Annotated in this window: 21 protein-coding genes and 1 pseudogene; 8 read left to right on the top strand and 14 right to left on the bottom strand. The window is 69.2% G+C overall.

The window, feature by feature from the left end; all coding sequences use genetic code 11:
* Window positions 1-147: 147 nt before the first annotated feature.
* Window positions 148-966 (top strand): SAM-dependent methyltransferase, encoded by an 819-nt coding sequence (locus KIP79_RS38160; protein WP_308170096.1) that lies wholly within the window; start codon window positions 148-150, stop codon window positions 964-966.
* A 3-nt stretch (window positions 967-969) separates the two neighbouring features.
* Here the strand turns inward: KIP79_RS38160 and KIP79_RS38155 are convergent, their stop codons facing one another.
* From KIP79_RS38155 to KIP79_RS38125, 7 genes are all read right to left on the bottom strand, one after another.
* Window positions 970-1,875: a Sco1979 family transcriptional regulator gene (locus KIP79_RS38155; RefSeq protein ID WP_214109873.1), complete on the bottom strand. Its 906-nt coding sequence runs from the start codon at window positions 1,873-1,875 to the stop codon at window positions 970-972.
* A gap of 137 nt (window positions 1,876-2,012) precedes the next feature.
* Window positions 2,013-2,423, bottom strand: coding sequence for a GlcG/HbpS family heme-binding protein (locus KIP79_RS38150; protein ID WP_214109872.1), 411 nt, complete (start codon window positions 2,421-2,423; stop codon window positions 2,013-2,015).
* 13 nt (window positions 2,424-2,436) lie between these two features.
* Window positions 2,437-2,820, bottom strand: coding sequence for a glycerol dehydratase reactivase beta/small subunit family protein (locus KIP79_RS38145; RefSeq protein WP_214109871.1), 384 nt, complete (start codon window positions 2,818-2,820; stop codon window positions 2,437-2,439).
* Entirely contained in the window at window positions 2,807-4,657 is a 1,851-nt protein-coding gene (locus KIP79_RS38140; protein WP_214109870.1) for a diol dehydratase reactivase subunit alpha, read from the bottom strand. The genes KIP79_RS38145 and KIP79_RS38140 overlap by 14 nt, the downstream gene beginning before the upstream one ends.
* Before the next feature lie 17 nt (window positions 4,658-4,674).
* A complete protein-coding gene (locus tag KIP79_RS38135) occupies window positions 4,675-5,256 on the bottom strand; it encodes a propanediol/glycerol family dehydratase medium subunit (protein ID WP_256447622.1) in 582 nt (193 codons plus the stop codon).
* Window positions 5,257-5,280: 24 nt separating this feature from the next.
* The gene (locus tag KIP79_RS38130; RefSeq protein WP_214109868.1) at window positions 5,281-7,002 is read right to left on the bottom strand and encodes a propanediol/glycerol family dehydratase large subunit; all 1,722 of its coding nucleotides are present in this window, start codon (window positions 7,000-7,002) and stop codon (window positions 5,281-5,283) included.
* Between the two features lie 8 nt (window positions 7,003-7,010).
* Window positions 7,011-7,442: a diol dehydratase small subunit gene (locus KIP79_RS38125; RefSeq protein WP_214109867.1), complete on the bottom strand. Its 432-nt coding sequence runs from the start codon at window positions 7,440-7,442 to the stop codon at window positions 7,011-7,013.
* A 166-nt stretch (window positions 7,443-7,608) separates the two neighbouring features.
* On the opposite strand from KIP79_RS38125, the gene KIP79_RS38120 reads away from it, so the two are divergent.
* Complete coding sequence (locus KIP79_RS38120) at window positions 7,609-8,511, top strand: MIP/aquaporin family protein (protein WP_308170095.1); 903 nt, start codon at window positions 7,609-7,611, stop codon at window positions 8,509-8,511.
* On the opposite strand, the gene KIP79_RS38115 is transcribed toward KIP79_RS38120, so the two are convergent.
* Window positions 8,468-10,033 (bottom strand): GAF domain-containing protein, encoded by a 1,566-nt coding sequence (locus tag KIP79_RS38115; protein WP_214109866.1) that lies wholly within the window; start codon window positions 10,031-10,033, stop codon window positions 8,468-8,470. The genes KIP79_RS38120 and KIP79_RS38115 overlap by 44 nt on opposite strands.
* 209 nt (window positions 10,034-10,242) lie before the next feature.
* Between KIP79_RS38115 and exaC the strand changes: the two genes are divergently transcribed.
* The 3 genes from exaC (at window position 10,243) to KIP79_RS38100 (ending at window position 14,304) form a co-directional block, all read left to right on the top strand.
* Window positions 10,243-11,766, top strand: a complete 1,524-nt coding sequence (gene exaC / locus KIP79_RS38110; protein WP_214109865.1) for an acetaldehyde dehydrogenase ExaC — start codon at window positions 10,243-10,245, stop codon at window positions 11,764-11,766.
* 68 nt (window positions 11,767-11,834) lie between these two features.
* Entirely contained in the window at window positions 11,835-12,227 is a 393-nt protein-coding gene (locus KIP79_RS38105; protein ID WP_214109864.1) for a DUF779 domain-containing protein, read from the top strand.
* Window positions 12,211-14,304 (top strand): propionyl-CoA synthetase, encoded by a 2,094-nt coding sequence (locus KIP79_RS38100; RefSeq protein ID WP_443611871.1) that lies wholly within the window; start codon window positions 12,211-12,213, stop codon window positions 14,302-14,304. The genes KIP79_RS38105 and KIP79_RS38100 overlap by 17 nt, the downstream gene beginning before the upstream one ends.
* Before the next feature lie 4 nt (window positions 14,305-14,308).
* On the opposite strand, the gene KIP79_RS38095 is transcribed toward KIP79_RS38100, so the two are convergent.
* A complete protein-coding gene (locus tag KIP79_RS38095) occupies window positions 14,309-15,337 on the bottom strand; it encodes a LacI family DNA-binding transcriptional regulator (protein WP_214109863.1) in 1,029 nt (342 codons plus the stop codon).
* A gap of 564 nt (window positions 15,338-15,901) precedes the next feature.
* On the opposite strand from KIP79_RS38095, the gene KIP79_RS38090 reads away from it, so the two are divergent.
* The 3 genes from KIP79_RS38090 to KIP79_RS38080 are packed head-to-tail and all read left to right on the top strand — an operon-like array spanning window position 15,902 to window position 19,065.
* Complete coding sequence (locus KIP79_RS38090) at window positions 15,902-17,194, top strand: extracellular solute-binding protein (protein WP_214109862.1); 1,293 nt, start codon at window positions 15,902-15,904, stop codon at window positions 17,192-17,194.
* Window positions 17,195-17,200: 6 nt separating this feature from the next.
* Complete coding sequence (locus KIP79_RS38085; protein ID WP_308170094.1) at window positions 17,201-18,214, top strand: carbohydrate ABC transporter permease; 1,014 nt, start codon at window positions 17,201-17,203, stop codon at window positions 18,212-18,214.
* Entirely contained in the window at window positions 18,211-19,065 is an 855-nt protein-coding gene (locus tag KIP79_RS38080) for a sugar ABC transporter permease (protein ID WP_214109861.1), read from the top strand. Before KIP79_RS38085 ends, KIP79_RS38080 begins: the two co-directional genes overlap by 4 nt.
* Window positions 19,066-19,116: 51 nt before the next feature.
* Here the strand turns inward: KIP79_RS38080 and KIP79_RS38075 are convergent, their stop codons facing one another.
* The 5 genes and pseudogenes from KIP79_RS38075 to KIP79_RS38060 all read right to left on the bottom strand — a co-directional run bounded on the left by KIP79_RS38075 (window position 19,117) and on the right by KIP79_RS38060 (window position 22,559).
* A complete protein-coding gene (locus tag KIP79_RS38075) occupies window positions 19,117-19,473 on the bottom strand; it encodes a ricin-type beta-trefoil lectin domain protein (RefSeq protein WP_214109860.1) in 357 nt (118 codons plus the stop codon).
* A 292-nt stretch (window positions 19,474-19,765) separates the two neighbouring features.
* On the bottom strand, window positions 19,766-20,278 hold the full coding sequence (locus tag KIP79_RS38070) for a glycosyl hydrolase 2 galactose-binding domain-containing protein (protein WP_250214505.1): 513 nt from the start codon (window positions 20,276-20,278) through the stop codon (window positions 19,766-19,768).
* A 206-nt stretch (window positions 20,279-20,484) separates the two neighbouring features.
* Window positions 20,485-20,790: a substrate-binding domain-containing protein gene (locus KIP79_RS49835; protein WP_308170093.1), complete on the bottom strand. Its 306-nt coding sequence runs from the start codon at window positions 20,788-20,790 to the stop codon at window positions 20,485-20,487.
* An 8-nt stretch (window positions 20,791-20,798) separates the two neighbouring features.
* A pseudogene (locus tag KIP79_RS50405) lies at window positions 20,799-21,011 on the bottom strand (LacI family DNA-binding transcriptional regulator); the annotation flags it as partial.
* A gap of 216 nt (window positions 21,012-21,227) precedes the next feature.
* A complete protein-coding gene (locus KIP79_RS38060; protein ID WP_214109859.1) occupies window positions 21,228-22,559 on the bottom strand; it encodes a hypothetical protein in 1,332 nt (443 codons plus the stop codon).
* Window positions 22,560-22,574: the final 15 nt, after the last annotated feature.

Genomic DNA, 22,574 nt, shown 5'->3' with positions numbered 1-22,574 from the left:
CAAAAGGAGCACATTCAGGACATAAGGCTCATACATCGATCCTCGCACAAGGAAACCGCCCGAATTCCATGGAAGAGCGGAAGGCAAATGCGACGAGTGGAGACACTAAGTTAGAACAACCAGAGATGTGACATAGGAGGAGATTCCGTGACCAACGAGCCACCTCTCCCGGACACACCCGCGTTAAAGATCGACACCAGCGTGCCGCACGGAGCCCGGATGTGGAACTACTGGCTCGGCGGCAAGGACTACTACCCCGTTGACCAAGTGGCCGGCGACCAGTTCAGCGAGACCTTCCCCGATATCGTCGACATCGCCCGGCTCTCCCGCCACCTACTTGCCCGCATTGTCCGTTATCTTGCCGGCGAGGCGGGAGTCCGCCAGTTCCTCGACGTCGGCACCGGCCTGCCCACCGTGGACAACACCCACGAACTCGCCCAGCGCACAGCCCCGTCCAGCAGGGTCGTCTACGTCGACAACGACCCCCTCGTGCTGATGCACGCCCGTGCCCTGCTCGTCAGCACTCCCGAAGGCGCCACCGACTACATCGACGCCGACCTGCGCGATCCCGACACCATCCTGGCCAGGGCCGCCGCGACGCTGGACTTCAACGAGCCCGTCGCACTGATGTTGATGGGCATCCTGGGCTACGCGTCGGACCAGGAGAATCCACACGCGATCGTGAAGAGGCTGATGGACGCGCTGCCTTCGGGCAGCTATCTGGCCATGTGGGACGGGGTGAACCTCGTTACCGGCGCGGCACTGGACGAGGCGCAGGACAACTACAACGAGAGCGGCGGAGTGCCGTACAACTTACGCAGCCCTGAGCAGATCACCGCGTTCTTCGACGGCCTGGAGCTCGTGGAACCCGGTGTGGTGTCCCTCCCGTTGTGGCGACCCGACCCCAGCCCTTTCGAGGTTCCGTCCGCCGTCGACGCGTTGTGCGGCGTCGCACGCAAACCGTAGCGGCTACAGCGCGTCGATGCTCTGCTGGAGGATCTCGGCGGTCCTGTCCGGGGGCGGAGCGTCGGCGCACGCCTCGTTGAGCAGATGCTTGTAGGCGCAGACGTCCGCTTCTTTGTTGAGGTAGTACGCGGTGGTGAGTTGTTCCAGATACACCACATCGGGCAGCGCGGTTTCGGCGAATCGGAGGACGGTGAAGGGCCCTACCCCGCCGACCGCGCCGCCCGTGCTGAACGGGCTCACCTGGACGGTGACATTCGGCAGCCGGCTCATCTCGCCCAGATGCCTGAGCTGGTCGTACATCGTCGCCGTGCCCCCGACCGTACGGCGCAGCGCGGCCTCGTCGAGCAGCGCCCAGAGTTTGAGCCGCCTGGACCGCACCAGGACCTGCTGACGGCGCATCCGCAGCGCGACACGGCGTTCGATCTGCTCGCGTGGCGCACCCTGGTGGCCCTGCGCGATGACCGCGCGAGCGTAGTCCTCGGTCTGCAACAGGCCGGGGATGAGCTGGATCTCGTACGTGCGGATCAGCTCCGCGTCCTGCTCCAGCCCGAGATAGTCCTGGAACCAGTCGGGAACCACGTCACGGTACTCGTGCCACCAGCCCGGCTGGTTGGCCCGCCTGGCCAACGCGAGCAGCGGCGACCGTTCCGCTTCCTCGATCACGCCGTACAAGGTGAGTAGATCTTCTATGTCACGGAGTTTGAAACTGATCTGTCCCAATTCCATTCGGCTGATCTTGGAATGGGAGCCCCGAATAGCGGATCCCGCGGCCTCACGGGTGATCCCTCGTGATTCACGGAACTGGCGCAGGCTCCCGCCCACCAGCATGCGCAGCGCGGTGGGACCGCTGTGCTGGATATTCTCAGCCGCGTTTCCATCCTGGCCGCTCGCGCCTTGAACAGTCGGCATGCGCGCCTCCAGGTCGGCAGGATCGCCCAAGTCTGACATTGGCGATCCTGCCACGTCAGTTCACTCCAGACACGGCGATTCACACCATCTGCATATCTATTTCTCCTACAGAACGGGTTGGTAATTACGCCGTTGATTTAGGCGGAAAGAGCGTCGGCCCCGGCATGGGCGACGGTCTGGTCCTGATCCACGGTGCCCGCGCTTACGCCGATGGCGCCGACGACGTCGCCGTGGGAGTCGGTCAGGGGGACACCGCCGCCGAAGATGACCAGGCCGCCGTTGGTCACCTCGATGCCGTAGAGGGGCCCGCCGGGGGCGGCGGCCTTGCCCAGTTCCTCGGTGGTCATCTTCAGCAGTACGGCGGTGCGGGCCTTCTTGACGGCGATGTCGATGCTGCCGAGAATCGCCCCATCCTGGCGGGCGAACGCGACGAGATGACCGCCGTCGTCGACGACGGCGACGTTCATGGGCTGTCCGATCTGGTCTGCTTTCGCCAGAGCGGCGTCCAGGACCGTACGGGCGTCGGCGAGGTTGAGTCGGGTGGCCACGGTGGCGTCTCCTTCATTGATCAATGGTCTTGAACGGAATTCCGACGACGAGACGGGCCGCGTTGTGTCCCATGCCGCGGGCGGCGGACGGCGGACCGGCCAGGGCGGGCACCTCCGGCGGCAGCTTGGCGTGGTGCACGCACGTGTTCCCCGCCGCGTCCACGCCCACGCCGACGTCGAGATCGGAGGCCAGAGCCGCCCCGTACGCCAGTTCGCGTGCCGTCGAGTCCTCCCCCACGGGCTCGGCACGGAACGGTACGCCCTCCTCTTCCAGGCCCGCGCCGAGCTCGCGCAGGCAGCGCCGGTTCGCCGGAACCGGGCGGTAGCGCACCACCACCGTGGGCCGGGTGCGTTTCTCCCGGTCGGCGCGCCGGTCGTGGAGGTCACCCGAGAGCATGCGCCGGCTCCTCCGCCGTACGAGCCGCTGTGTAATGGGCGACCAGACCGGTGGCGACCGCGTTGCGCGGGCCCTCGGTGCCGCGGATGTTGCCGGTGCCGCTGACGATGCCGAACTCGGCGACGGCCTGCGCGATCATGTCCGGGATCTCGAAGTCCAGCGCGGACCCGCCGAGCACCACCACGAAGCCGATCTGCCTGACGTTCCCCCGCGGCGCCACCTGTTCAAGGGCGCGCAGCGCGTTGACCACGAAGACCCGCTCCTTGGCGGCCCTGCGCACCTGGCGGATCTTCTCCATGGTGTGCCGGGTGGGGATGGGGTGCATCCCGGTGTCGGTGAGCACCAGGACGCGGGCGAAGGCGTCGGGGGGCAGCGGCTCGTCGAAGAAGCGGGCCGTGCCGTCCTCCATCCGGATGTGGAAGAAGCTCTCCGCCTTCGCCAGCGGGAACTTCTTGATCTCTTCGGCGAGCCCGGGGTTCTCCAGCCCGAGTTCGGAGTCGATCAGGCTGGTGACCAGGTCGCCCGCGCCGGCCAGGTGCACCGACTCGACCTGGCCCCGCGCCGTGGTCACCGCCGCGTCGGTGGAGCCGCCGCCGAGGTCGAGGATCGCGACCGGCCTGCCCACGCCCGGCGTGGTCAGCGCGCCGAGCACCGCCATGTCGGCCTCCACGCCGCCGATCAGCACCCGTACGCCGAGCTCGGCCCGCAGCCGTGCGGCGAGCCGCTCCATCGGCCCTCGGCTGGTACGGACCATCGCGGCCAGCGCGACCGCGTTCTCCAGCGCGAACTCCCCGGCAAGGCCCCCGGTGACGCGCTGCGGCACGAAGGTGTCGACGGCGAGTACGTCCTTGATCCGCACCTCACCGACGGGCATCGCCGTCAGCTCGGACATGGTGTCGCGGACCCGGGCGAACATCCCGCCGACGTGGGTGCCGGGCTCGCCCGCCGCGTCGGCCAGGGGGCGCACTCCGCGCAGCGTCGCCATGATCTCTTCGGCCCCCGCGTCCACCTTGACCACCCGCCTGGCCGTCTCGCCGATCAGGGTCAGGCTGCCGGCGGGGATCCTGCGGTCGGTGATGTCCCCGGTGGGGGTCCGGACCACGACGGCCGAACGGTTGCCGACCAGCGCGCGGGCCACCGGCGCGATCATGCGGGTCTGCTCCGGATCGAGCTGGAACACGGTGGCGATCCCGTAGGAGTTGGACAGGGTACGGATCGTACGGCCCGGCTCGGCGACCTCCACGGCGGCCGGCATGCCCAGCGGCACCTTCTCCACGAGCGTCACCTCGTCGACGACCGGGATCGGCCGGCGCAGCCGGTTGGCGATCAGGTTGGCGTCGTCGCCGTGCACGATCGCACCGGTGACCGGGACCCCGCGGGCGGTGGCGGCGTTGATGTCCCCGGCGGCCCGCTCGTAGTCGACGCCCGCCCCGACCACGCAGATCACCGGGCTCCCGGGAGCGCGGCCAGGTAGCTCGCCGAGGCTGACGGTGGTCCCGACGCCGAGCCCGGCCCCGCCCGGTGTGTCCGGGTTGTGGCCGATCATCGTGGACTCTGTGATGATCGTCTCGGTGATGGTCTCCATCGCCAGCCCGCTGATCACCGGGGTCGCCTCGTTGATCAGGATCGTGTCCAGGTCGGCCGGGGCGCGACCGGCGGCCGCCAGGGCGTCGCGGACCACCTCGACCACGCCCGCGACGTTCTCGGTGGTCCCCTTCACGCCTGTCGTCCTGGCCAGCGCCCCGGCCAGATAGGTGATCAGGCCGTCCTCGCCGATCTCGGCCGCGCAGGCCTCGGTGGTCGAGTTGCCGATGTCGACCCCCACCACCAGGGTCATGACCTTCCTCCCCTGGCTCAGCCGGCGTCCGCCATCCGGATCAGCACCTCAAGCTCGACCGGCGCGGCGCCGGCGCGGACGAACTCGGTCTCCTTGATGTGCAGCAACGCCGCCTTGGCCTGCCAGCGGGGGCGAGCCATGTAGTCGTTGCGCGAGGGCACCGGCTGCGGCGACTCGCCCTTGGCGTAGCGCGCGGCGTTGCGGCCGACCTTGCGGAAGGTCTCCAGGTCCATCAGCGGCGCCTGCGGGAACAGCTCCAGGTTGGAGAGCCGGACCAGGTCCTTCTGATGGATCATGGTGGTGCCGCGGGACAGGACGCCGATCGCGATCCCCGAGCCGGACAGCTTCGCCGCGGTGTGCGCGATGACCGCGAGGTCGGAGCTGCCGCGCACGCGGACGACGCGGGCGTGCACCCCCTGTTCCTCGACGCCGGCCAGCAGTTCGCGCAGCACCTCGGCGTGCGGGAGGTCGACGATCGTCCGGGAGAAGAAGTCGCCGAAGGCGGGCGAGACGCCGATGACCACCTCGTCGGTCCGGCGGCCCTGCTCGGCCGGGCCCTTCTCCAGCAGCGTCAGCACTCGCGTCGTGGTGTCAGCCATGGTCATTGCTCTCCTCGAAACGGCTCAGCCGAGTTCCTGCTCCGGGTTGCGGGCGCTGACGACGTGCCGCAACCGCTTCATCTCCTCCCACCGCTCGCCGCTCGGCCGGTATCCGCTGCCCGGGCCCGCGTAGTCGTTGGCGTCGTTGATCGCCGACAGCGTGGTGAGCTCGGGGGTCAGGATCGCCGAGGTGTGCAGGAGGTCGCCGGAGATCCGCTGCTTGAGCACGCCCAGCAGCGCCTCCGCGATGTCCGGGAAGCCGCCGGCCTCCAGGCCCTTGACGATGTCCAGGCCGGTGACGCCGCGGTCCATGACCGACTGCGCCGCCTTGAGGTCCTCCAGCACGTCGCGGAGCGGCAGGTCGTTGCTGCCGTGCGCGTAGGTCACCGCCTCGATCTCCTTCTCGGTGATCGGCGGCAGGTCGAGGTAGGCGAACACGCCCCGCAGCGCCCGCGCGGCCCGGTTCCGTACGGCGAGGAGCTCGGCCTCGGGGACGTGCCGGAGCCCGCCGTCGACCTGGAGATCCCGCTGGATGACGTTCCAGTCGTCGTAGTCCTCGGAGTCGAGGTTGGAGCCGGCGAACATGTTGTCGTAGTTGGGCACGGCGGAGTAGCCGGAGCAGACGAAGTCGGTGCCGGGCAGCAGCTGCGGGAGCAGCCGGGCGGTGCGGCGCATGTCGGAGTGGGAGAACGACTGGTCGTTGCCGGAGGCGCACTCCAGGTCGACGGTGCTGGCGATGAGGTTCTCCGCCAGCACCGCGCGGATGCCCGCGGGCACCGCGCCGGGCACGCCGATGCAGCTGATCGAACCGTTCTGCAGGCCCTGTACGCCGGCGCCCTTGGTGACCAGGATGCAGCGAATCTCCAGGTAGAGCATGGACTTGCCCTCGGCGTACCCCATCTGCACCTCGGACCCGGTGCCCGAGGTGAACCGCATCTTGATGCCGCGGGAGGCGTAGGCGGAGGCGAGGAACGTCTTGGACCACGGGGTGTCGTCGCCGTCGCAGAAGACCGGCTCGGTGCCGTAGACGGAGATGGTCTCGGCGTACGCGGTGATCCCGCGCATGCCCAGCTCCAGCTCGGTGGCCTCCTCCAGCGCGCACTGGGTGAGCGCGCCCGGCTTGCCGGCCTGTGCGCCGACCTGCAGCGCGATGGCCACGAGTGGGGCGTACCGTACGACGCCGAGGGTGGTCTCCAGTTCGCGGAACCCGCGCAGGGCGGCCTCGGCGGCGTCGGCGGCCACCTGGATCGGGTTGTCCCGCGCGCTGGTCGAGTGGGCCTGGTTGGCGGGGGTGCGCCGGGCCCGCATCTTCTGCAGGGCCATCATCATCTCGACCACGTTCATGGTCTTGACGACCTCAAGCAGCGCGGCCGGGGTCAGCCCGCACGACACGGCCAGGACCTCGCCGCGCGACACCTTCGGGTCCACCAGCAGGTGCGCGATCTCGACCGGCGAGAGGGCCATCGCCCGCTCGGTGGCCTCGACGTCGATGGCGTGGTCGGCGATGAACTGGTCGAGGAAGTCGAAGTCCGCCCGCTGTTTGCCGTCCATCTCCACGATGACGCCGTTCTCCACCCGCACGCTCGGCCGCGGATCGTACGGACTGTCCATCGCGACCATGCCGACCTCGGGCCACTCCTCCACGAAGCCGTCGAGGTTGACCGGCCGGTTCTCCAGGACGCGGGTGCGCTCCGACTGCCGGGGGGCCGATTGGGCCGGGGAGTTGGCCGCGCTCATCGTGCTCATTTCCGGTCTCACCTTCCTGAGTCGGCGAGGACGCCGCGGCGCTCGTACACGTCCGCGGCCTCCCGCACCAGGCGGGCGCAGAGCGTGGCGGCGTAGCCGCGCTCCAGGTCGTCCGCGATGTCGATCAGCTCCTGCTTGGTGGCGGCGCGCGGCCGCAGCGCGTTGTAGATGGCCAGGACCTTCTCGTCCGGCAGTGCGGTCAGTTCGGCGGCCCTGCGGAAGTTCTGCCCCAGCTGCGGCCTGCCGACGGAGTCCGCGATCTGTGCCTGGAGCCGCAGCGTCTCCGGCGTGATCCGCAGGTCCTCGGCGGTGATCTCGCCGGCCAGCACGGCCGCCATGGTGATGTCGTCGAGACGCTTGCCCGTCGGAGTCCTGAGCAGCTCCGGCCGGTTGGACGCCAGCGGGTAGTCGCGCCGCGGATCGAGTTCAACGGAAGACATATCAGCTCGCACCTGCCTTTTCAGCCGACAACGGGAGGAACGTAAGCAAGGTTTCGTTGCAGTTGCGTTGCACGATCACCGGAAACGCCGTTGCAACCTTGCGCCGCGCACAGTGACGCCGCGCGGCGTTCCTCCCCGGACGCCGCGAAGACGCTAGGAGGATCCTGTGCTCGACATCACTCCCCTGCGCGGTCGGCGCGGCCTGGCCCGCCTGGCCGGTGGCTACGGCGACCTGCTCGCCGAGTTCTTCGGCACGTTCGTGCTCATCGCGCTGGGCACGGGCAGCGTGGCGATGGCCGTGGCGGGTCTCCCCGGGTCCGGACGCACCAGCGCGCCCACCGTCTTCTTCCAGGGGGCGGGCGACTGGCTGCTGATCACCTGGGGCTGGGCGCTCGCCGTGGCGTTCGCCGTTTACCTGGCGGGCGGGGTCAGCGGCGCCCACCTCAACCCGGCCGTCACGGTGGCGATGGCGGTGCGCCGCCGCTTCCCCTGGCGGAAGGTGCCGGGGTTCTGCGCGGCGCAGATCGCCGGCGCGTTCGCCGGAGCCGCCCTGGTGTTCGCGGTCTACCGTCCCGCGATCGACGCGTACGAGGCCGCGGCGCAGACCCCCCGGAGCTCCGGCCAGGCGGTGGCTTCCTTCTCCATTTTCGCGACGTTCCCTGCGGGCTACTTCGACGGCTGGACCGGCCCGTTCCTGGACCAGGTCGTGGGGACCGGGCTCCTGCTGGTGGTGGTGCTCGCCCTGGTCGACAGCCGCAGCCAGGCGATATCGGCCAAGCTCGGCCCGCTGCTGATCGGGTTCGCGGTGGCCGCGATCGGCATGTCCTTCGGCGCGAACGCCGGCTACGCGATCAACCCCGCGCGTGACCTCGGCCCTCGGTTGTTCGCCTTCCTCGCCGGGTGGGGCGAGGTGGCCGTGCCGGGGACGGTGACGAGCGAGGGCCTCCAATTCTCCAACTACCTGTGGATCCCCATCGTCGGCCCGCTGGTCGGCGGCGTGCTCGGCGCCCTGCTGTACGACTTCTTCATCGGCGACGTCCTACACGCACGGACCCGGCGCGACGGCTGATCGGCTCCGTGTCGTCCTCGGTGAGCAGCCAGGCGAGTCTGGCCGCGGCGACGGCCTGGCGCGGATCGCGGGCGGGCAACTCCCCGACGAGGCGCTCGAACACCTCGATGTCCTCGCTGCCGGACTCGCTCTGCCCGAACGTCCACAGCGCCTCGTGGTCGCGGGTGTCCAGGACCGCCGAGCGCAGCGCCGTGACCTGCTGGTCGCGTTCGGCCCTGATCGCCGGCGCCTCCGACCTGGCGAGCAGCGGGGCGTGCGCCGCCGCCACCGCGGCGCGGATGTCGCCCGAGCGCAGCGCGTCCCGCACGGTCAGGAAGTCCGCCTCGACCTCGGCCCGCAGCCGGTACGGCTTGGCGGTCATGGCCGCCTCACCGAGCTGGGCCCGGAGCCGGTGGATCTCGGCGCGCACCGTGGTCGGGTTGCCGTCGTCGCCGTAGAGCTGCAGGGCGAGCTGCTCGGCGGTCAGCCCGGCGGGGCGCAGCGCGAGCAGCGCCAGCAGTTCGGCGCGCCGCAGGGTGATCGGCAGTTCCCTGCCGTCCAGCACCGCGACCGGCCGCTCGCCCAGGAACGACAGCGACAGCACGGGACGCCGCGTCGCCTGCGACGCCGGGGTCGCCTTCGGCAGCCGGACCAGGTAGCCCTCGGAGAGCGGCTCAACCAGCGCCTCGCGGCCGTCCGCGAGCAGCACCCGGTCGCTGCCGGGCCGGATGGTGAGCCGCGCGGGCCACGGCCCGCCGTACGGCTCGGCGGCGATCACCCGCCCGGTGCTGGTGAGCAGCGCGGCCGGCTCGCCGCGCAGGCCGATCAGGTGGGACAGGTGCTTGTCCCGCAACCGCTCGTCCCGCGCCTCCATCTGGCGGCGCAGCTGGTTCTCCGCGAGCCGCGCGCTGGCGGAGAGCAGGGTGACGATGGCGGGGTGCAGCTCGTGCAGCAGCCCGCTGATGTCGATCGCACCCAGCACGCGCCCGCTGTCGGGGTCGCGGACGGGGGCGGCGGCGCAGGTCCAGGTGTGATAGGTGCGGACCAGGTGCTCGGCGGAGTAGATCTGCACCGGGGCGCCGACCGCGAGGGCGGTGCCCATCGCGTTGGTCCCGATGGCTCCCTCCGCCCAGCCGGTGCCCTCGCACAGTCCGACCGGGTCGGCGAGCCGGCACAGGTTGGCGGGCCCCTCCCGCCACAGGATGGTGCCGTCCGCGTCCGTGACGATCATGACGTACGACGACTCGTCGGCGATGCTGACCAGCAGTTCGCGCAGCAGGGGCAGCACGTCGCGGAGCGGATGCGCGGAGCGCACGTCCGGCACGTCCTCCGGCTTGTACACCACCGGCGGGCGGAAGTCCTCCGGATCGACCCGGGCCGCGAGGGAGCGCCGCCAGGAGTCCAAGATCATCGAGCGCGGGGTGACCCGCGGCCGGTCGCCGCTGAACACGGCCTCGTGGACCCGCTGGAGCACGCGGAACTGCGTGGTGGGATCGGCTGACAGATCCATGGTGGTCGCGGGTCTCGCATTCTCAGCGTCCATGGTCCACTCCGCGGCGACGTCGAGGAGGGCAGTGCGCCCACCCGAGCGACCGCCCCCGCAAGTGGTCTTGCTCACAGCAGCATGCCTCGCCGTTTCTGGGCGGACAAGGGCAGCACATCCCCCGTTCACACCGCTGCAACGACGCTGCAACGTCCGGATTTCTATTTTTTGCCGCATCTCGTCAGTCCAGGACCTAGGAGGGCGAACACATGGCGACATATGCGGCGCCAGGAGATTCGGGCAGCGTGGTGGCGTTCCGGCCACGTTATGACCACTTCATCGGTGGGGAATACGTACCGCCGACCGGCGGTGAATATTTTGCGAACCCGACACCGGTCACGGGCGCGCCGTTTACCGAGGTCGCGCGGGGAACCGCGGCGGACGTCGATCGGGCCGTACGGGCCGCCGAGGGCGCCGCGGCCGCCTGGGGCCGTACCTCGCCGGCGGAACGCGCCGAGGTGCTGAACAAGATCGCCGACAGGATCGAGCAGAACCTGGAGGCCATCGCGGTCGCCGAGTCCTGGGAGAACGGCAAGCCGGTACGGGAGACCCTGGCCGCCGACATCCCGCTGGCCATCGACCACTTCCGCTACTTCGCCGGCGCGATCAGGGCGCAGGAGGGCGGCATCTCGCAGCTGGACGCCGACACCGTCGCCTACCACTTCCACGAGCCGCTCGGCGTGGTCGGGCAGATCATTCCGTGGAACTTCCCGATCCTGATGGCCACCTGGAAGCTGGCCCCGGCGCTGGCGGCGGGCAACACCGTGGTCCTCAAGCCGGCCGAACAGACCCCGGCGTCCATCCACGTGCTGCTGGAGCTGATCGCCGACCTGATCCCGCCGGGCGTGGTCAACGTGGTGAACGGGTTCGGCGTGGAGGCGGGCAAGCCGCTCGCGCAGCACAGCGGGATCAGGAAGGTGGCGTTCACCGGGGAGACCACCACCGGGCGGCTGATCATGCAGTACGCCAGCGAGAACATCATCCCGGTCACCCTCGAACTGGGCGGCAAGAGCCCGAACGTCTTCTTCGCCGACGTCGCGGACGCCCGGGACGCCTTCTACGACAAGGCGCTGGAGGGCTTCGCGATGTTCGCGCTGAACCAGGGCGAGGTGTGCACCTGCCCGTCCCGCGCGCTGATCCAGTCGTCCATCTACTCCTCGTTCCTGAGCGACGCCGTGGAGCGGGTGAAGAAGATCAAGCAGGGCAACCCGCTGGACACCGACACCATGATCGGCGCCCAGGCGTCCAACGACCAGCTGGAGAAGATCCTCTCCTACATCGACATCGGGAAGCAGGAAGGCGCGAAGGTCCTCACCGGCGGGGAGCGGGTCGACCTCGGCGGCGAGCTGTCCGGCGGCTACTACGTCCAGCCGACCGTGTTCGAGGGCGACAACAAGATGCGCGTCTTCCAGGAGGAGATCTTCGGGCCGGTGGTCGCGGTGACCAGGTTCGACGACTACGACGATGCCATTAAAGTCGCCAACGACACCCTGTACGGCCTGGGCGCCGGCGTGTGGTCCCGCAACGGCAACACCGCCTTCCGGGCGGGCCGCGACATCCAGGCGGGCCGGGTGTGGACGAACTGCTACCACGCCTACCCGGCACACGCCGCGTTCGGCGGGTACAAGCAGTCGGGCATCGGCCGCGAGAACCACAAGATGATGCTCGACCACTACCAGCAGACGAAGAACCTTCTGGTGTCATACTCGCAGAACGCCCAGGGATTCTTCTGACCGAGCAGCCCGGTGCGCGAGAGGCCTCTCGCGCACCGGACCGTCAGCCGAAGCAGGGAGCCTCGCCCATGGCAGTCAACCGGGTGGACGTCACCGCCGACGCGGCCGACCTGCTGCGCCGCCTGGCCGGCCGGCACGGCCCGCTGATGTTCCACCAGTCGGGAGGATGCTGCGACGGCAGCGCCCCCATGTGCTACCCGGCCGGGGAGTTCCGCACCGGGAACGCGGACGTGCACCTCGGGGATCTCCGGGTGGACGGCGTCGGCGAGCCGATCGCGGTCTGGATGTCCGCCGCGCAGTTCGAGTACTGGAGGCACACCCACCTCACCATCGACGTGGTGCCGGGCCGCGGGAGCGGCTTCTCCCTGGAGGCGCCGGAGGGTGTGCGGTTCCTGATCCGCTCGCGGCTGCTCACCGAGCAGGAGCTCGTCGAACTGGGGGAGTATGTCCGGCCACGCTGACCCCTCCGAGGAGGTGTGGCGGAAGCTCGGCGCCGCGCCCGGACTCTGCGGCGACTGTCGGCATAGCCTGGTCAACGAGACCCGGCGAGGCACGGCGTACCTGCGGTGCGGGCGGGCGTCCTGGGACGCGCGGCTGCCCCGCTACCCACGGCTGCCGACACAGCGCTGCGTCGGCCACGAACGACTGACGGGATCGATGATGGGTGACTACCAGGACGCCTACTCGGCGAGCATGAAAGACCCCGACGCCTTCTGGCTCGCGGCGGCCGACGCGGTGACCTGGTCGCGCCGCCCCCAGCGCGCGCTGGACGCCGACCGCGCGCCGTTCTACCGCTGGTTCCCCGACGGGGAGCTGAACACCTGCTACAACGCGCTGGACCGGCACGTGGAGGCGGGCCACGGGGACCGTACCGCCCTGCTCTACGACTCGCCGGTGACCGGCGCGACCGCGCGCTACAGCTACGCCGAGTTGCGCGACCAGGTGGCGCGGTTCGCCGGGGCGCTGCGCGGGCTCGGCGTGGGCCGGGGCGACCGTGTGGTGATCTACATGCCGATGGTGCCCGAGGCGGTGATCGCGATGCTCGCCTGCGCGCGCCTGGGCGCGGTGCACTCGGTGGTGTTCGGCGGGTTCGCCCCGAAGGAGTTGGCCGCCCGGATCGACGACGCCGCGCCGAAGGTGCTGGTGTGCGCCTCCTGCGGGATCGAGCCGAGCCGGGTCGTGGAGTACAAGCCGATCGTGGACGAGGCGATCGCGGCCACGCCGCACGCCCCGGAGAAGGTCGTCGTGCTCCAGCGCGACCGCGCCCGGGCCCGGATGGGCGAGCGCGACCTCGACTGGGACGAACTGATGGCGGCGGCCGAGCCGGCCGACTGCGTCGACGTGGCGGCGACCGACCCGCTGTACATCCTCTACACCTCCGGCACCACGGGTAAGCCGAAGGGCGTGGTGCGCGACAACGGCGGCCACGCGGTCGCGCTGACCTGGTCGATGGCCAATGTCTACGACATCGGTCCCGGCGACGTGTGGTGGACCGCGTCGGACGTCGGATGGGTCGTCGGCCACTCCTACATCGTGTACGGGCCGCTGCTGGCCGGCGCGACCACGGTGCTCTACGAGGGCAAGCCGGTGGGCACGCCGGACGCCGGCGCGTTCTGGCGGGTGATCTCCCAGTACGGCGCCAAGGCCCTGTTCACCGCCCCGACGGCGATACGGGCGATCAAGAAGGTGGACCCGGAGGGCCGGGAGACGGCGAAGTACGACCTGTCGGCGTTCCGCACCCTGTTCCTGGCCGGCGAGCGGCTCGACCCGGAGACCTACCGGTGGGCCTCGGCGCAGCTGGGTGTGCCGGTGGTGGACCACTGGTGGCAGACCGAGACCGGCTGGGCCATCGCGGCGAACCTCCGCGGGCTGGAGCCGATGCCGATCAAGCCCGGCTCCCCCACCGTGCCGGTCCCCGGCTACGACGTGCGGATCCTGGACCAGTCGGGGCAGGAGGTGCCGCCCGGCGCCGAAGGCGCGATCTGCATCAGGCTGCCCCTGCCGCCCGGCACCCTGCCGACGCTGTGGGGCGACGACGAAAGGTACCTCTCGTCGTATCTGTCCCGGTACGACGGCTACTACCTGACCGGCGACGGCGGCTACATCGACGCCGACGGCTACCTGTTCGTCATGGGCCGCACCGACGATGTGATCAACGTGGCCGGGCACCGCCTGTCCACCGGTTCGATGGAAGCCGTGCTGGGCGCGCACCCGGCGGTGGCCGAATGCGCGGTGATCGGCGTGCACGACGCGCTGAAGGGACAGGTGCCGCGCGGCTTCGTGGTGCTGAAGGCCGGTGTGGAGATCGCGCGGGAGACCCTCCAAGCGGAGCTCGTGGCGGCGGTGCGCCGCGACATCGGCCCGGTGGCCGCCTTCAAGGAGGTCACGGTCGTGGACGGCCTGCCGAAGACCCGGTCGGGGAAGATCCTGCGCAAGTCGATGCGCGCGATCGCCGACGGCCACGACGAGCCCGTGCCCTCGACGATCGAGGACCCGGCGGTGCTGGAGTCGCTCCGGCCGCACCTACGGCCGGAGTGAGTGGTCAGCCGGCCGCCGAGAGTTTGGCGGGAACCGGGGCGGTGGAGTTGCGGACCACGAGTTCCGGCCGGTAGAGGAGCTCGCTGCAGGGCGCGGTGAGGCCGCGGATCTCGTCGAGGAGGTTGGCCACGGCGGTGAGGCCCATCTCGCGGACCGGCTGGCGGAGCGTGGTCAGCGGCGGGTCGAGGTAGGCGGTCATCGGGGAGTCGTCGAAGCCGACGACCGACACGTCTTCCGGCACCCGCAGGCCGAGCTGGCGGGCGCCGCGGATGACCCCGATCGCCATGATGTCGCTGCCGCAGCAGATGGCCGTGCAGCCGCGCTCCAGGAGCTGCTGCCCGGCGGACTGCCCGCCCTCGACCGTGTAGAGGGTGTTGACGACCAGGTCGGAGGCGTCGCGCACGCCCACGTACTCGGCCATGCCGCGCAGGAAGCCCTTGGTCTTGCGGATGGAGGGCACGAAGCGCTCCTGTCCGAGGGCCAGGCCGATGCGGCGGTGCCCGAGGGAGGCCAGGTGCTTGACGGCCATGTCGAGGGCGGCGTCGTCGTCGTTGGAGATGTAGTGGGCGTCGATGTCGGGCCGGAAGCCGTTGATCAGCACCATGGGCAGGCCCAGCTCCCGCAGGCGGACGTACCGGGAACGGTTGGAGCGGGAGTCGGCGTGCAGGCCGCTGATGAAGATGATGCCGGCGACGCCTCGTTCGAGCAGCAGGTCGGTGTAGTCGTCCTCGGTGATGCCGCCGGGGGTCTGGGTGCAGAGCACGGCCGTGTAGCCGGACAGGGCGAGCGCGTTCTCGATGACCTGGGCCATGGCCGGGAAGATCGGGTTGGTGAGCTCGGGCACGATCAGGCCGATCAGCCCGGTCTGCTGTTGCCGGAGTTTGGGTGGGCGCTCGTATCCCAGCACGTCGAGCGCGGTGAGCACGGCCTGACGGGTCGCGGGCGCGACGCCCGGTTTCCCGTTGAGCACGCGGCTCACGGTCGCCTCACTCACGCCCGCGTGGGCGGCTATGTCGGCGAGGCGCATTACCATGTCGGCCGTTCACCCTTCCTTTCCGCGCAACCGGTCCCGCTATGGGACGTTACGCCGCTTGCGGTCGGAGCATCTACGGCGTCTGGTTCTTCAGATTAGCGAAGCGTCCGGCTCTTGCAGCATCTTGCAAGGATGCGGTTGGGACACGGCGGTTCCCCGCATACCCTGGGTGCCACCCTGTACGACCTACCTGTGCCAACGCCCGGATACCCTGGCGGTTCTGCAAGCCTTGCAAGAGTTTCCCCCTGCCGTAGATGCCTAGGGCGTTGCCTGGAAGTTACCTCTCGGCGCCTGTTTCTGCAATGAGTTGCAGCAATCCAGGCTCCCGATGCCCCTTTGAGGCCTACATCTGTGCATAGCATCGTCCCCCTGTGTCCCATTTACAAGATCAACACTCACTATAGGTAGCACTAGAACCACTCTCAGCTCAAATGTAACGAAAGAGATGTAAAGCTTTGAAAGCTCTTTCAATCCATCTTGCAGCCGCGTAACGTCCTGCTCACTTCAAGGACGCAGCGGGCGGTGTTCGCCGGCGTGTCCGTGTCTGAAAGTGAGGAGAAAGACATGCGGCGAGCCATCTCCGCCCTGACATTTGTCACGGCCCTCACGCTGACCGCCTCGGCCTGCGGCAGCGGTGACAACGGCACATCGGTGGCGCCCGCCGGCTCAGCACCGGCCGACCCGGCCCAGCTCAGCGGCGAGATCACCTGGTGGGACACCACCCGCCCCGACAGCGAGGGCCCGACCTTCCAGAAGCTGATCGCCGAGTTCGAGGCCAAGTACCCGAAGATCAAGGTCAAGTACGTCAACGTCCCGTCCGACCAGGCGCAGGGCCAGTTCCAGACGGCCGCCCAGGCGGGCACGGGCGCGCCCGACGTGATCCGCTCTGAGGTGGCCTGGACCTCGCAGTTCGCCTCGCTCGGCTACCTGCAGCCGCTGGACGGCACCCGCGCCGTCGACAACGAGTCCGACTACTTACCTGGCCCGCTGAGCAGCACGAAGTATGAGGGCAAGACCTACGCCGTACCGCAGGTGACCGACACCCTCGCCCTGCTCTACAACAAGCGCCTGCTGAAGGAGGCCGGGTACGAGGAGGCGCCCAAGTCGGTCGAGGAGCTCAAGCAGGTCGCCCTCGACGTGAAGGCCAAGACCGGGGTGAACGGCCTGGCGTTGAACGTGGACTCCTACTTCCTGCTGCCGTTCATCTACGGCGAGGGCGGCGACCTGCTCGACGTGACGAACAAGAAGATCGTCGTGGACACCCCGCAGAACGCCAAGGCCATGTCCGACGTCGCCGACCTGGTCGCCTCCGGGGCGGCGGCCAAGCCGGCGATCCAGGACAGCTACGCCAACGCCATGACCGCCCTGAAGGACGGCAAGGCCGCGATGATCTACAACGGCCCGTGGGCGCTGTCGGAGATCTACCAGGGCGCCGAGTTCAAGGACAAGACCAACCTGGGGATCGCGCCGGTGCCCGCCGGCACGGTCAAGGCGGGGGCGCCGACCGGCGGCTGGAACCTCGCGATCTACGCCGGGTCCAAGAACCTCGACGCCTCCTACGAGTTCCTGCGCTTCATGAGCTCGGCCGAGTCCCTGGCCACCGTCTCCGGCGAGCTGGGCCTGCTGCCCACCCGTAGCTCCAGCTTCGAGAGCCCGAAGGTCACGGCCAACCCGGATGTGGCGGTCTTCAAGCCGATCCTGGACACCGCCGTGGGACGGCCGTGGATCCCCGAGGGCGGCCAGCTGTTCCAGCCGCTGCTGGAGGGCTACCAGGCCCTGCTCAGCGGCACCACCCCGCAGGACATGCTCAAGCAGGTCGACGAGAAGTACCACGGGATCATGAAGGACTGGAGCTGACCAGTGGTGATCTCTACTGGACGTGCGGCCGGCACGACCAGGGACGGGGCCGCGGGCAACCGCGGCCACCGTGCTGGGCGGAGGTCCCTCCGCCAGCCGGGGCCGCTGCGGCGGGCCTGGGGACGCCACTGGTACGCCTGGGCGATGACCGCGCCCGTGCTGGTCGTCGTCGGCGTGCTGATCGGCTGGCCCCTGCTGCGCGGACTCTACCTGTCCCTGACGGACGCCACCGAGGCCAACGTGGGCCGCACCATCGGCGTCAACGTCATCCCGGCCACCTATGAGTTCGTCGGTCTGGCGAACTACGCCGACATCCTGACCAGCAGCCTGTTCTGGGAGCGGCTGAGCTGGACGGTGCTCTGGACGGTGGCCTGCGTCAGCCTGCACTACGGCATCGGCCTGGGGCTGGCCATGATGCTCCACCGCAAGCTGCGGTTCCGCTCGGCGTACCGGGTGCTGCTGATCCTGCCCTGGGCGATCCCGGCCTTCGTGGCCGCCTTCATCTGGCGGTACCTGTTCAACACCGACTACGGCGTGCTCAACGCCATGCTGGAGGCGGCCGGGTTCGGCTCGGTGGGCTGGCTGGACGATCCCACCACGGCGAAACTGGCGGTCATCGCGGTGAACGTGTGGGCCGGAGTGCCGTTCATGATGGTGGCCCTGCTGGGCGGCCTGCAGTCGATCCCGGCCGACCTGTACGAGGCGGCCGAGATGGACGGCGCGACGGCCTGGCAGCGGTTCCGCCACGTCACGGTCCCCGGGCTGCGCTCGGTGTCGAGCACGGTCGTGCTGCTCGGCACGATCTGGACATTCAACATGTTCCCGATGATCTTCCTGATCACCGGGGGCGGGCCGGGCAACTCCACGGAGATCCTGGTGACGTACGCCTTCCGGGAGGCGTTCACCGGCGTGCGTGACTACTCGGGCTCCGCTGCCTGGGGGGCGATCATCCTGGCCCTGCTCGTCGTCCTGGCCACGGTCTACCGGCGCGCACTGCGCAGGCAGGGGGAAGTCTGGTGAGCACAGTGACTTCCGGCGGCAGGCACGAGCGCGGTCGCGTGGCGTCCGCCCTGCTCCACGGCGGCCTGCTGGTGGCCACCGCGATCTCGATCTTCCCTGTCGTTTGGCTGGTGCTGACCTCGCTCAAGCCGAGAGACGGGTGGCTCTCCACCGAACTGCAGATATTCAACGAGCCTTCGCTCGGCAACTACGCGCGGGTGCTCACCGAGACCGAGTTTCCCACCTGGCTGCTCAACTCGGTGCTCGCGGCGGCACTGACCACCGCCCTCGGCGTGTTCGTCGCCGCCACCACCGGTTACGCCATCAGCCGCTTCCGCTTCCCCGGCCACCGGGGGGTCATGTGGCTGCTGCTGGTGACCCAGATGTTCCCCGTCGCGATCCTGATCGTGCCGCTGTACAACCTGATGGCCGGTCTGGGGCTGCTCAACCAGATCCCCGGTCTGGTGATCGCGTACCTGACGGTGGCCGTGCCGTTCTGCGCCTGGATGATGAAGAGCTACTTCGACACCATTCCCCGGGAGATCGACCAGGCGGGGCTGGTGGACGGCCTCACCCCGTTCGGCACGTTCTGGCGCTTGGTGCTGCCGCTGGCCCGGCCCAGCCTGGCGGTGACCGCCTTCTACTGCTTCATGACGGCGTGGGGTGAGGTCGCGTACGCCACCGTGTTCATGTCGCAGGAGGAGAAACGCACGCTCGGCGTGGGCCTGCAGCAGTTCGTGGGCCAGCACTGGTCGGACTGGGGCCTGCTCACCGCCTCGGCGGTGCTGATCGCGGTCCCGGCCGCCGTCGTCTTCCTGCTCGCCCAACGCCATCTGGTGACCGGACTGACCAGCGGCGCGGCGAAGATGTGACCCCGATGAGGGCCGGTGCGGCGGAAACCCCGCCGCACCGGACTCAGTGTTCTAGAGCGTCCACTTCTGGTTGTTGCCGCCCGAGCAGGAGTACAGCTGGAGCTGGGTGCCGTTGCCGGAACCGCCGGCGTCCAGGCACTTGTTGCCGTACACGCGCAGCTCCTGGGCGGCGGTGTAGGTCCACCGCTGGTTGGTGTTGCCGTTGCAGTCATACAGCCGCACCCGGGTGCCGTCGGTGGTGCTGGAGTTCGGCACGTCCACGCATCGGCCGGAGGCCACGCCCTTGATCTGCCCGCCGCTACCGGAGGTGGGAGTCGGCGTGGGCGTCGGGGTGGGGTTGGGGGATCCGACGTTGAGGGCGTTCAGGACCGAGGTGTAGGCGGCGCTGGGGCCGTAACAGGCTGACACCGCCGACCGCGAGAACGAGCGCGAGGACGATGGCCAGGATGGTGGCGGGGGGGCCGCGGCATGGTGGGGGGTGACCGCTCATGTTGTACGTCTCCCTGACGAGTTGGGAATCCGGACCTGGGATGCCAGCAATTCCTGAGTCAAGGACTGAACCAGTTAAGTTTCAATAGTTTTTCGGCCGTTAACTCTTTATTGCTTTACACAATTGGAGCGATTCAAGCAAATAGGAAAATCAATGCGGGAATGGCCTCGTGCGGGCGCTCCGTCCCAAAGCGCCCGCACGAGGAGCTGTTTATCCGTTCACCACACGCAGCACGGGCGCGCGGACCAGGGCCGCCACATCCAGGTCCTGATCGGTCGTGACCGAGATGTGGGCGACCTCCCCGGGAAGCAGGGTCAACAGCATGTCGTACGCGGAGTCGAAGATCACGGTCAGCCGGTTGTCGCCCTCCCGCAGGAGGTGCCGCACCGGGAACCGGTAGGAGCGGTGCTGGTTCGCGGTGGACGCGACCCGCCCCCCGTTGAGGATCACCGTGGCGACGGTGTCGAGACCGTGGCAGACGAGGTCGGTTTCGGTGTTCTGGTCAGGAGACCACCGGAAACTCCTCTCGTACGCCCACACGGTGCGGCCGATCCAGCCGAGCCGGGTCTCGTTGTCGTCCAGGTACGGATCCGCGATCAGCCCGGCGGCCAGGAGATCGGTGTGGACGCACCCGGGCACGGTCGCCGGAACGTCGGCGATGGCGACGTCGTCCGGCACCGCCGTGAGCGTCCAGCCGGTGTCCGGGAATTGGGTGGCGATCACGGATTCTCCTCAAGGGGGTGGGGTCGAGTGATCCCAGGACTGAACCGGTATTGCAAGTGATCGTGATGCGAACCGAGACACGTTAGCTCGGCCGATCCAGCCCTATGGCGCGCTCTCGCCCAAGCACGCCAAGGCTCCCGGAGAATTTGGCTTAACCGGGTAAGCATCACGAAATTACGTCTTACCTCACAGCGGTGTCAATGGGATCAGGCCGAACCCGTACTGGCCCGGATGATCAGTTCGGGCGCCCGCACCTCGACGTGCGCCGGCGCCTCGCCCTCGACGCAGTCGAGCAGCAACCGGACCGCGTGTCCCCCGTCGGAGACGGCGTCCCGGCTCAATGAGGTGATGGCAGGCCGGACCAGAGCGCAGAGGGGGGAGTCACCCCAGGCCAGGACGGACAGGTCGGCGGGCACGCGCAGGCCCAGTTCCCGCGCCACGCCGAGCCCCGCCAGGGCCATCACATCGCTGTCGTAGACGATGGCGGTGGGCCGCGGTCGCGCGATGAGCAACCGGACGGCGGACGCGGCAGGGCCAGCCTGATCACCTTCGCCCGCGCTCCGGCCAGGGCGCGGGCGGCGATGCTGGCCCGGTACCCGAGGTGGTCGGCGATCGTGAGGATCCGCTGCCGGGTGCCTTCCGACACCCCGGCCTGGCCGTTGAGCGCCTAGGAGACGGCGCCCTTGGACACTCCCGCCGCTCTGGCGATGTCGGTGATCGTTGGTCGCTTCACTCGGCACCTCTCGATGCTGACTTTCTCGGTTCAGTTGAGCGCGACTACGGAGAGTCGGCCCATAACATGGCGACCGGGTCGTATCACTCACTGTCATTGGTGTGACTACGTCTACGCGCGTTCCGATGCAGGTCAGGATATTTGGCGTTTCACGCTCGTTATGACCGGGTGACGTAGCTTCCACGCTAACGCGAACTTACTCGGTTTTGCTAGGTTTCACGATGGCTCGTCTCTGGCGAATGCCAGGGCGGCGGCCCAGCAGGCGATCGGGATCATCGGCAGGACGTAGCGGTGGTCGAAGTCGAGGACGGCGATGGGGCCGAGGAGCAGGTACAACGCGGTGCCGAAGGGCAGGGCGGCCGTTCTCGGGCTCCTGATCGCGGCGTACGCCCCCAGCAGCAGGATGGCCGCCTTCAGAGGGCCCCGCAGGTAGGCGAGGTACTGGTAGGCGATGAGAAAGCTCGCATAGGGATCGACGCTCTGAATGCCTCTTATGTCTGAATATCTCGTGCTTGCTTTGTTGATGAGGGGCTGGTCCGGAAGGGTCTGAATGCCGTGGGCGAAGCCGAAGGCGGGGGTGACGCGGGCGGGGTGCGGGACGGGGGTCCAGGTGAAGGTGAGGGCGGCGTCCTTGAGTACCTCGCGGAGGTAGTCGAAGGGCTGGGCGATGATGGCGCGCAGGGCGAAGCCGCGGGCGAGGGAGTTGTACGCGAAACGGCCGCCGGGAAGGCGGTTGATGGCGGCGTCCGGATCCCAGACGTACTCGGAGGCGGCGTCCTGGACGGCCTCGGTGGGGCAGAGCCGCGCCTCGTCGGGCGGGGGCTTGATCACGCGGCAGTCGGCGAAGGTCATCGTCCGGGCCCACAGGGCCACGCCGTCGGCGCCGCTCAGCGCGAATCGGCCGTGGTGGGAGTGGTACCAGGCGGCGTACAGGAGGAGGGGGACGGTGGCGGCGAGGGTGAAGGCGAGGGCGGGGCGCCAGCGCCGGCGGACCAGGAGGATCAGCAGGACCAACACGATCAGGGGGACGGCGACGGTGCGGGTCAGCCCGGCGAGGGCGAGCAGCAGGCCGGCGGCGACCGGGGCGCGGTCGGTGAGGGCGAGGGCGGCGACGATCAGGAAGATGAACAGGGTGTCGGAGAGGATGGCGTGTTCGAGGCGGAGGAAGGAGGCGTCGAACAGGAGGGGGACGGTGGCCAAGGTGGCGAGCCAGGCGGGCAGGCGGTGGCGGCGCAGCGCGGCGTAGATGATCACGGCGGTGGCCAGGCCGAGCAGGTGCTGGACGGCGGCGACCACGGCGACGCTGCGGAAGGGGGCCAGCAGCCAGAGGAACAGCGGGTAGCCGACGGGGTGGAAGGTGGCCGACGGGCGCAGGTCGTGGGCGGTGTCCAGGTAGGTGAACGAGTCGTACCAGTAGAGCTGGGCGGGCGGGTAGCCGAGCATCGTGACCACGCGGAGCGCGGCGGCGGCCAGCAGGACGGTCAGAAACAGCCGATGATGGGATGGCCGGATGTTTTTGGGCAGCGCGAAGCGAACCTCAGTGAGCATGCGGGGATCAGTCCT

The sequence above is a fragment of the Acrocarpospora catenulata genome (assembly GCF_018476525.1).
GTDB lineage: Bacteria > Actinomycetota > Actinomycetes > Streptosporangiales > Streptosporangiaceae > Acrocarpospora > Acrocarpospora catenulata.
The sequence above is the reverse complement of the archived record's forward strand: the minus strand, read 5'-3'. Positions and strand labels throughout refer to the sequence as shown.

What these genes read in the sequence shown, in the direction of transcription:
- KIP79_RS38155 (WP_214109873.1), bottom strand. Translation starts at nt 1,875, where the DNA reads ATGCCGACTGTTCAAGGCGCGAGCGGCCAGGATGGAAACGCGGCTGAG.
- KIP79_RS38145 (WP_214109871.1), bottom strand. Translation starts at nt 2,820, where the DNA reads ATGCTCTCGGGTGACCTCCACGACCGGCGCGCCGACCGGGAGAAACGC.
- KIP79_RS38140 (WP_214109870.1), bottom strand. Translation starts at nt 4,657, where the DNA reads ATGACCCTGGTGGTGGGGGTCGACATCGGCAACTCGACCACCGAGGCC.
- KIP79_RS38135 (WP_256447622.1), bottom strand. Translation starts at nt 5,256, where the DNA reads ATGGCTGACACCACGACGCGAGTGCTGACGCTGCTGGAGAAGGGCCCG.
- KIP79_RS38130 (WP_214109868.1), bottom strand. Translation starts at nt 7,002, where the DNA reads ATGAGCACGATGAGCGCGGCCAACTCCCCGGCCCAATCGGCCCCCCGG.
- KIP79_RS38125 (WP_214109867.1), bottom strand. Translation starts at nt 7,442, where the DNA reads ATGTCTTCCGTTGAACTCGATCCGCGGCGCGACTACCCGCTGGCGTCC.
- KIP79_RS38115 (WP_214109866.1), bottom strand. Translation starts at nt 10,033, where the DNA reads ATGGACGCTGAGAATGCGAGACCCGCGACCACCATGGATCTGTCAGCC.
- exaC (WP_214109865.1), top strand. Translation starts at nt 10,243, where the DNA reads ATGGCGACATATGCGGCGCCAGGAGATTCGGGCAGCGTGGTGGCGTTC.
- KIP79_RS38105 (WP_214109864.1), top strand. Translation starts at nt 11,835, where the DNA reads ATGGCAGTCAACCGGGTGGACGTCACCGCCGACGCGGCCGACCTGCTG.
- KIP79_RS38100 (WP_443611871.1), top strand. Translation starts at nt 12,211, where the DNA reads ATGTCCGGCCACGCTGACCCCTCCGAGGAGGTGTGGCGGAAGCTCGGC.
- KIP79_RS38095 (WP_214109863.1), bottom strand. Translation starts at nt 15,337, where the DNA reads ATGGTAATGCGCCTCGCCGACATAGCCGCCCACGCGGGCGTGAGTGAG.
- KIP79_RS38090 (WP_214109862.1), top strand. Translation starts at nt 15,902, where the DNA reads ATGCGGCGAGCCATCTCCGCCCTGACATTTGTCACGGCCCTCACGCTG.
- KIP79_RS38060 (WP_214109859.1), bottom strand. Translation starts at nt 22,559, where the DNA reads ATGCTCACTGAGGTTCGCTTCGCGCTGCCCAAAAACATCCGGCCATCC.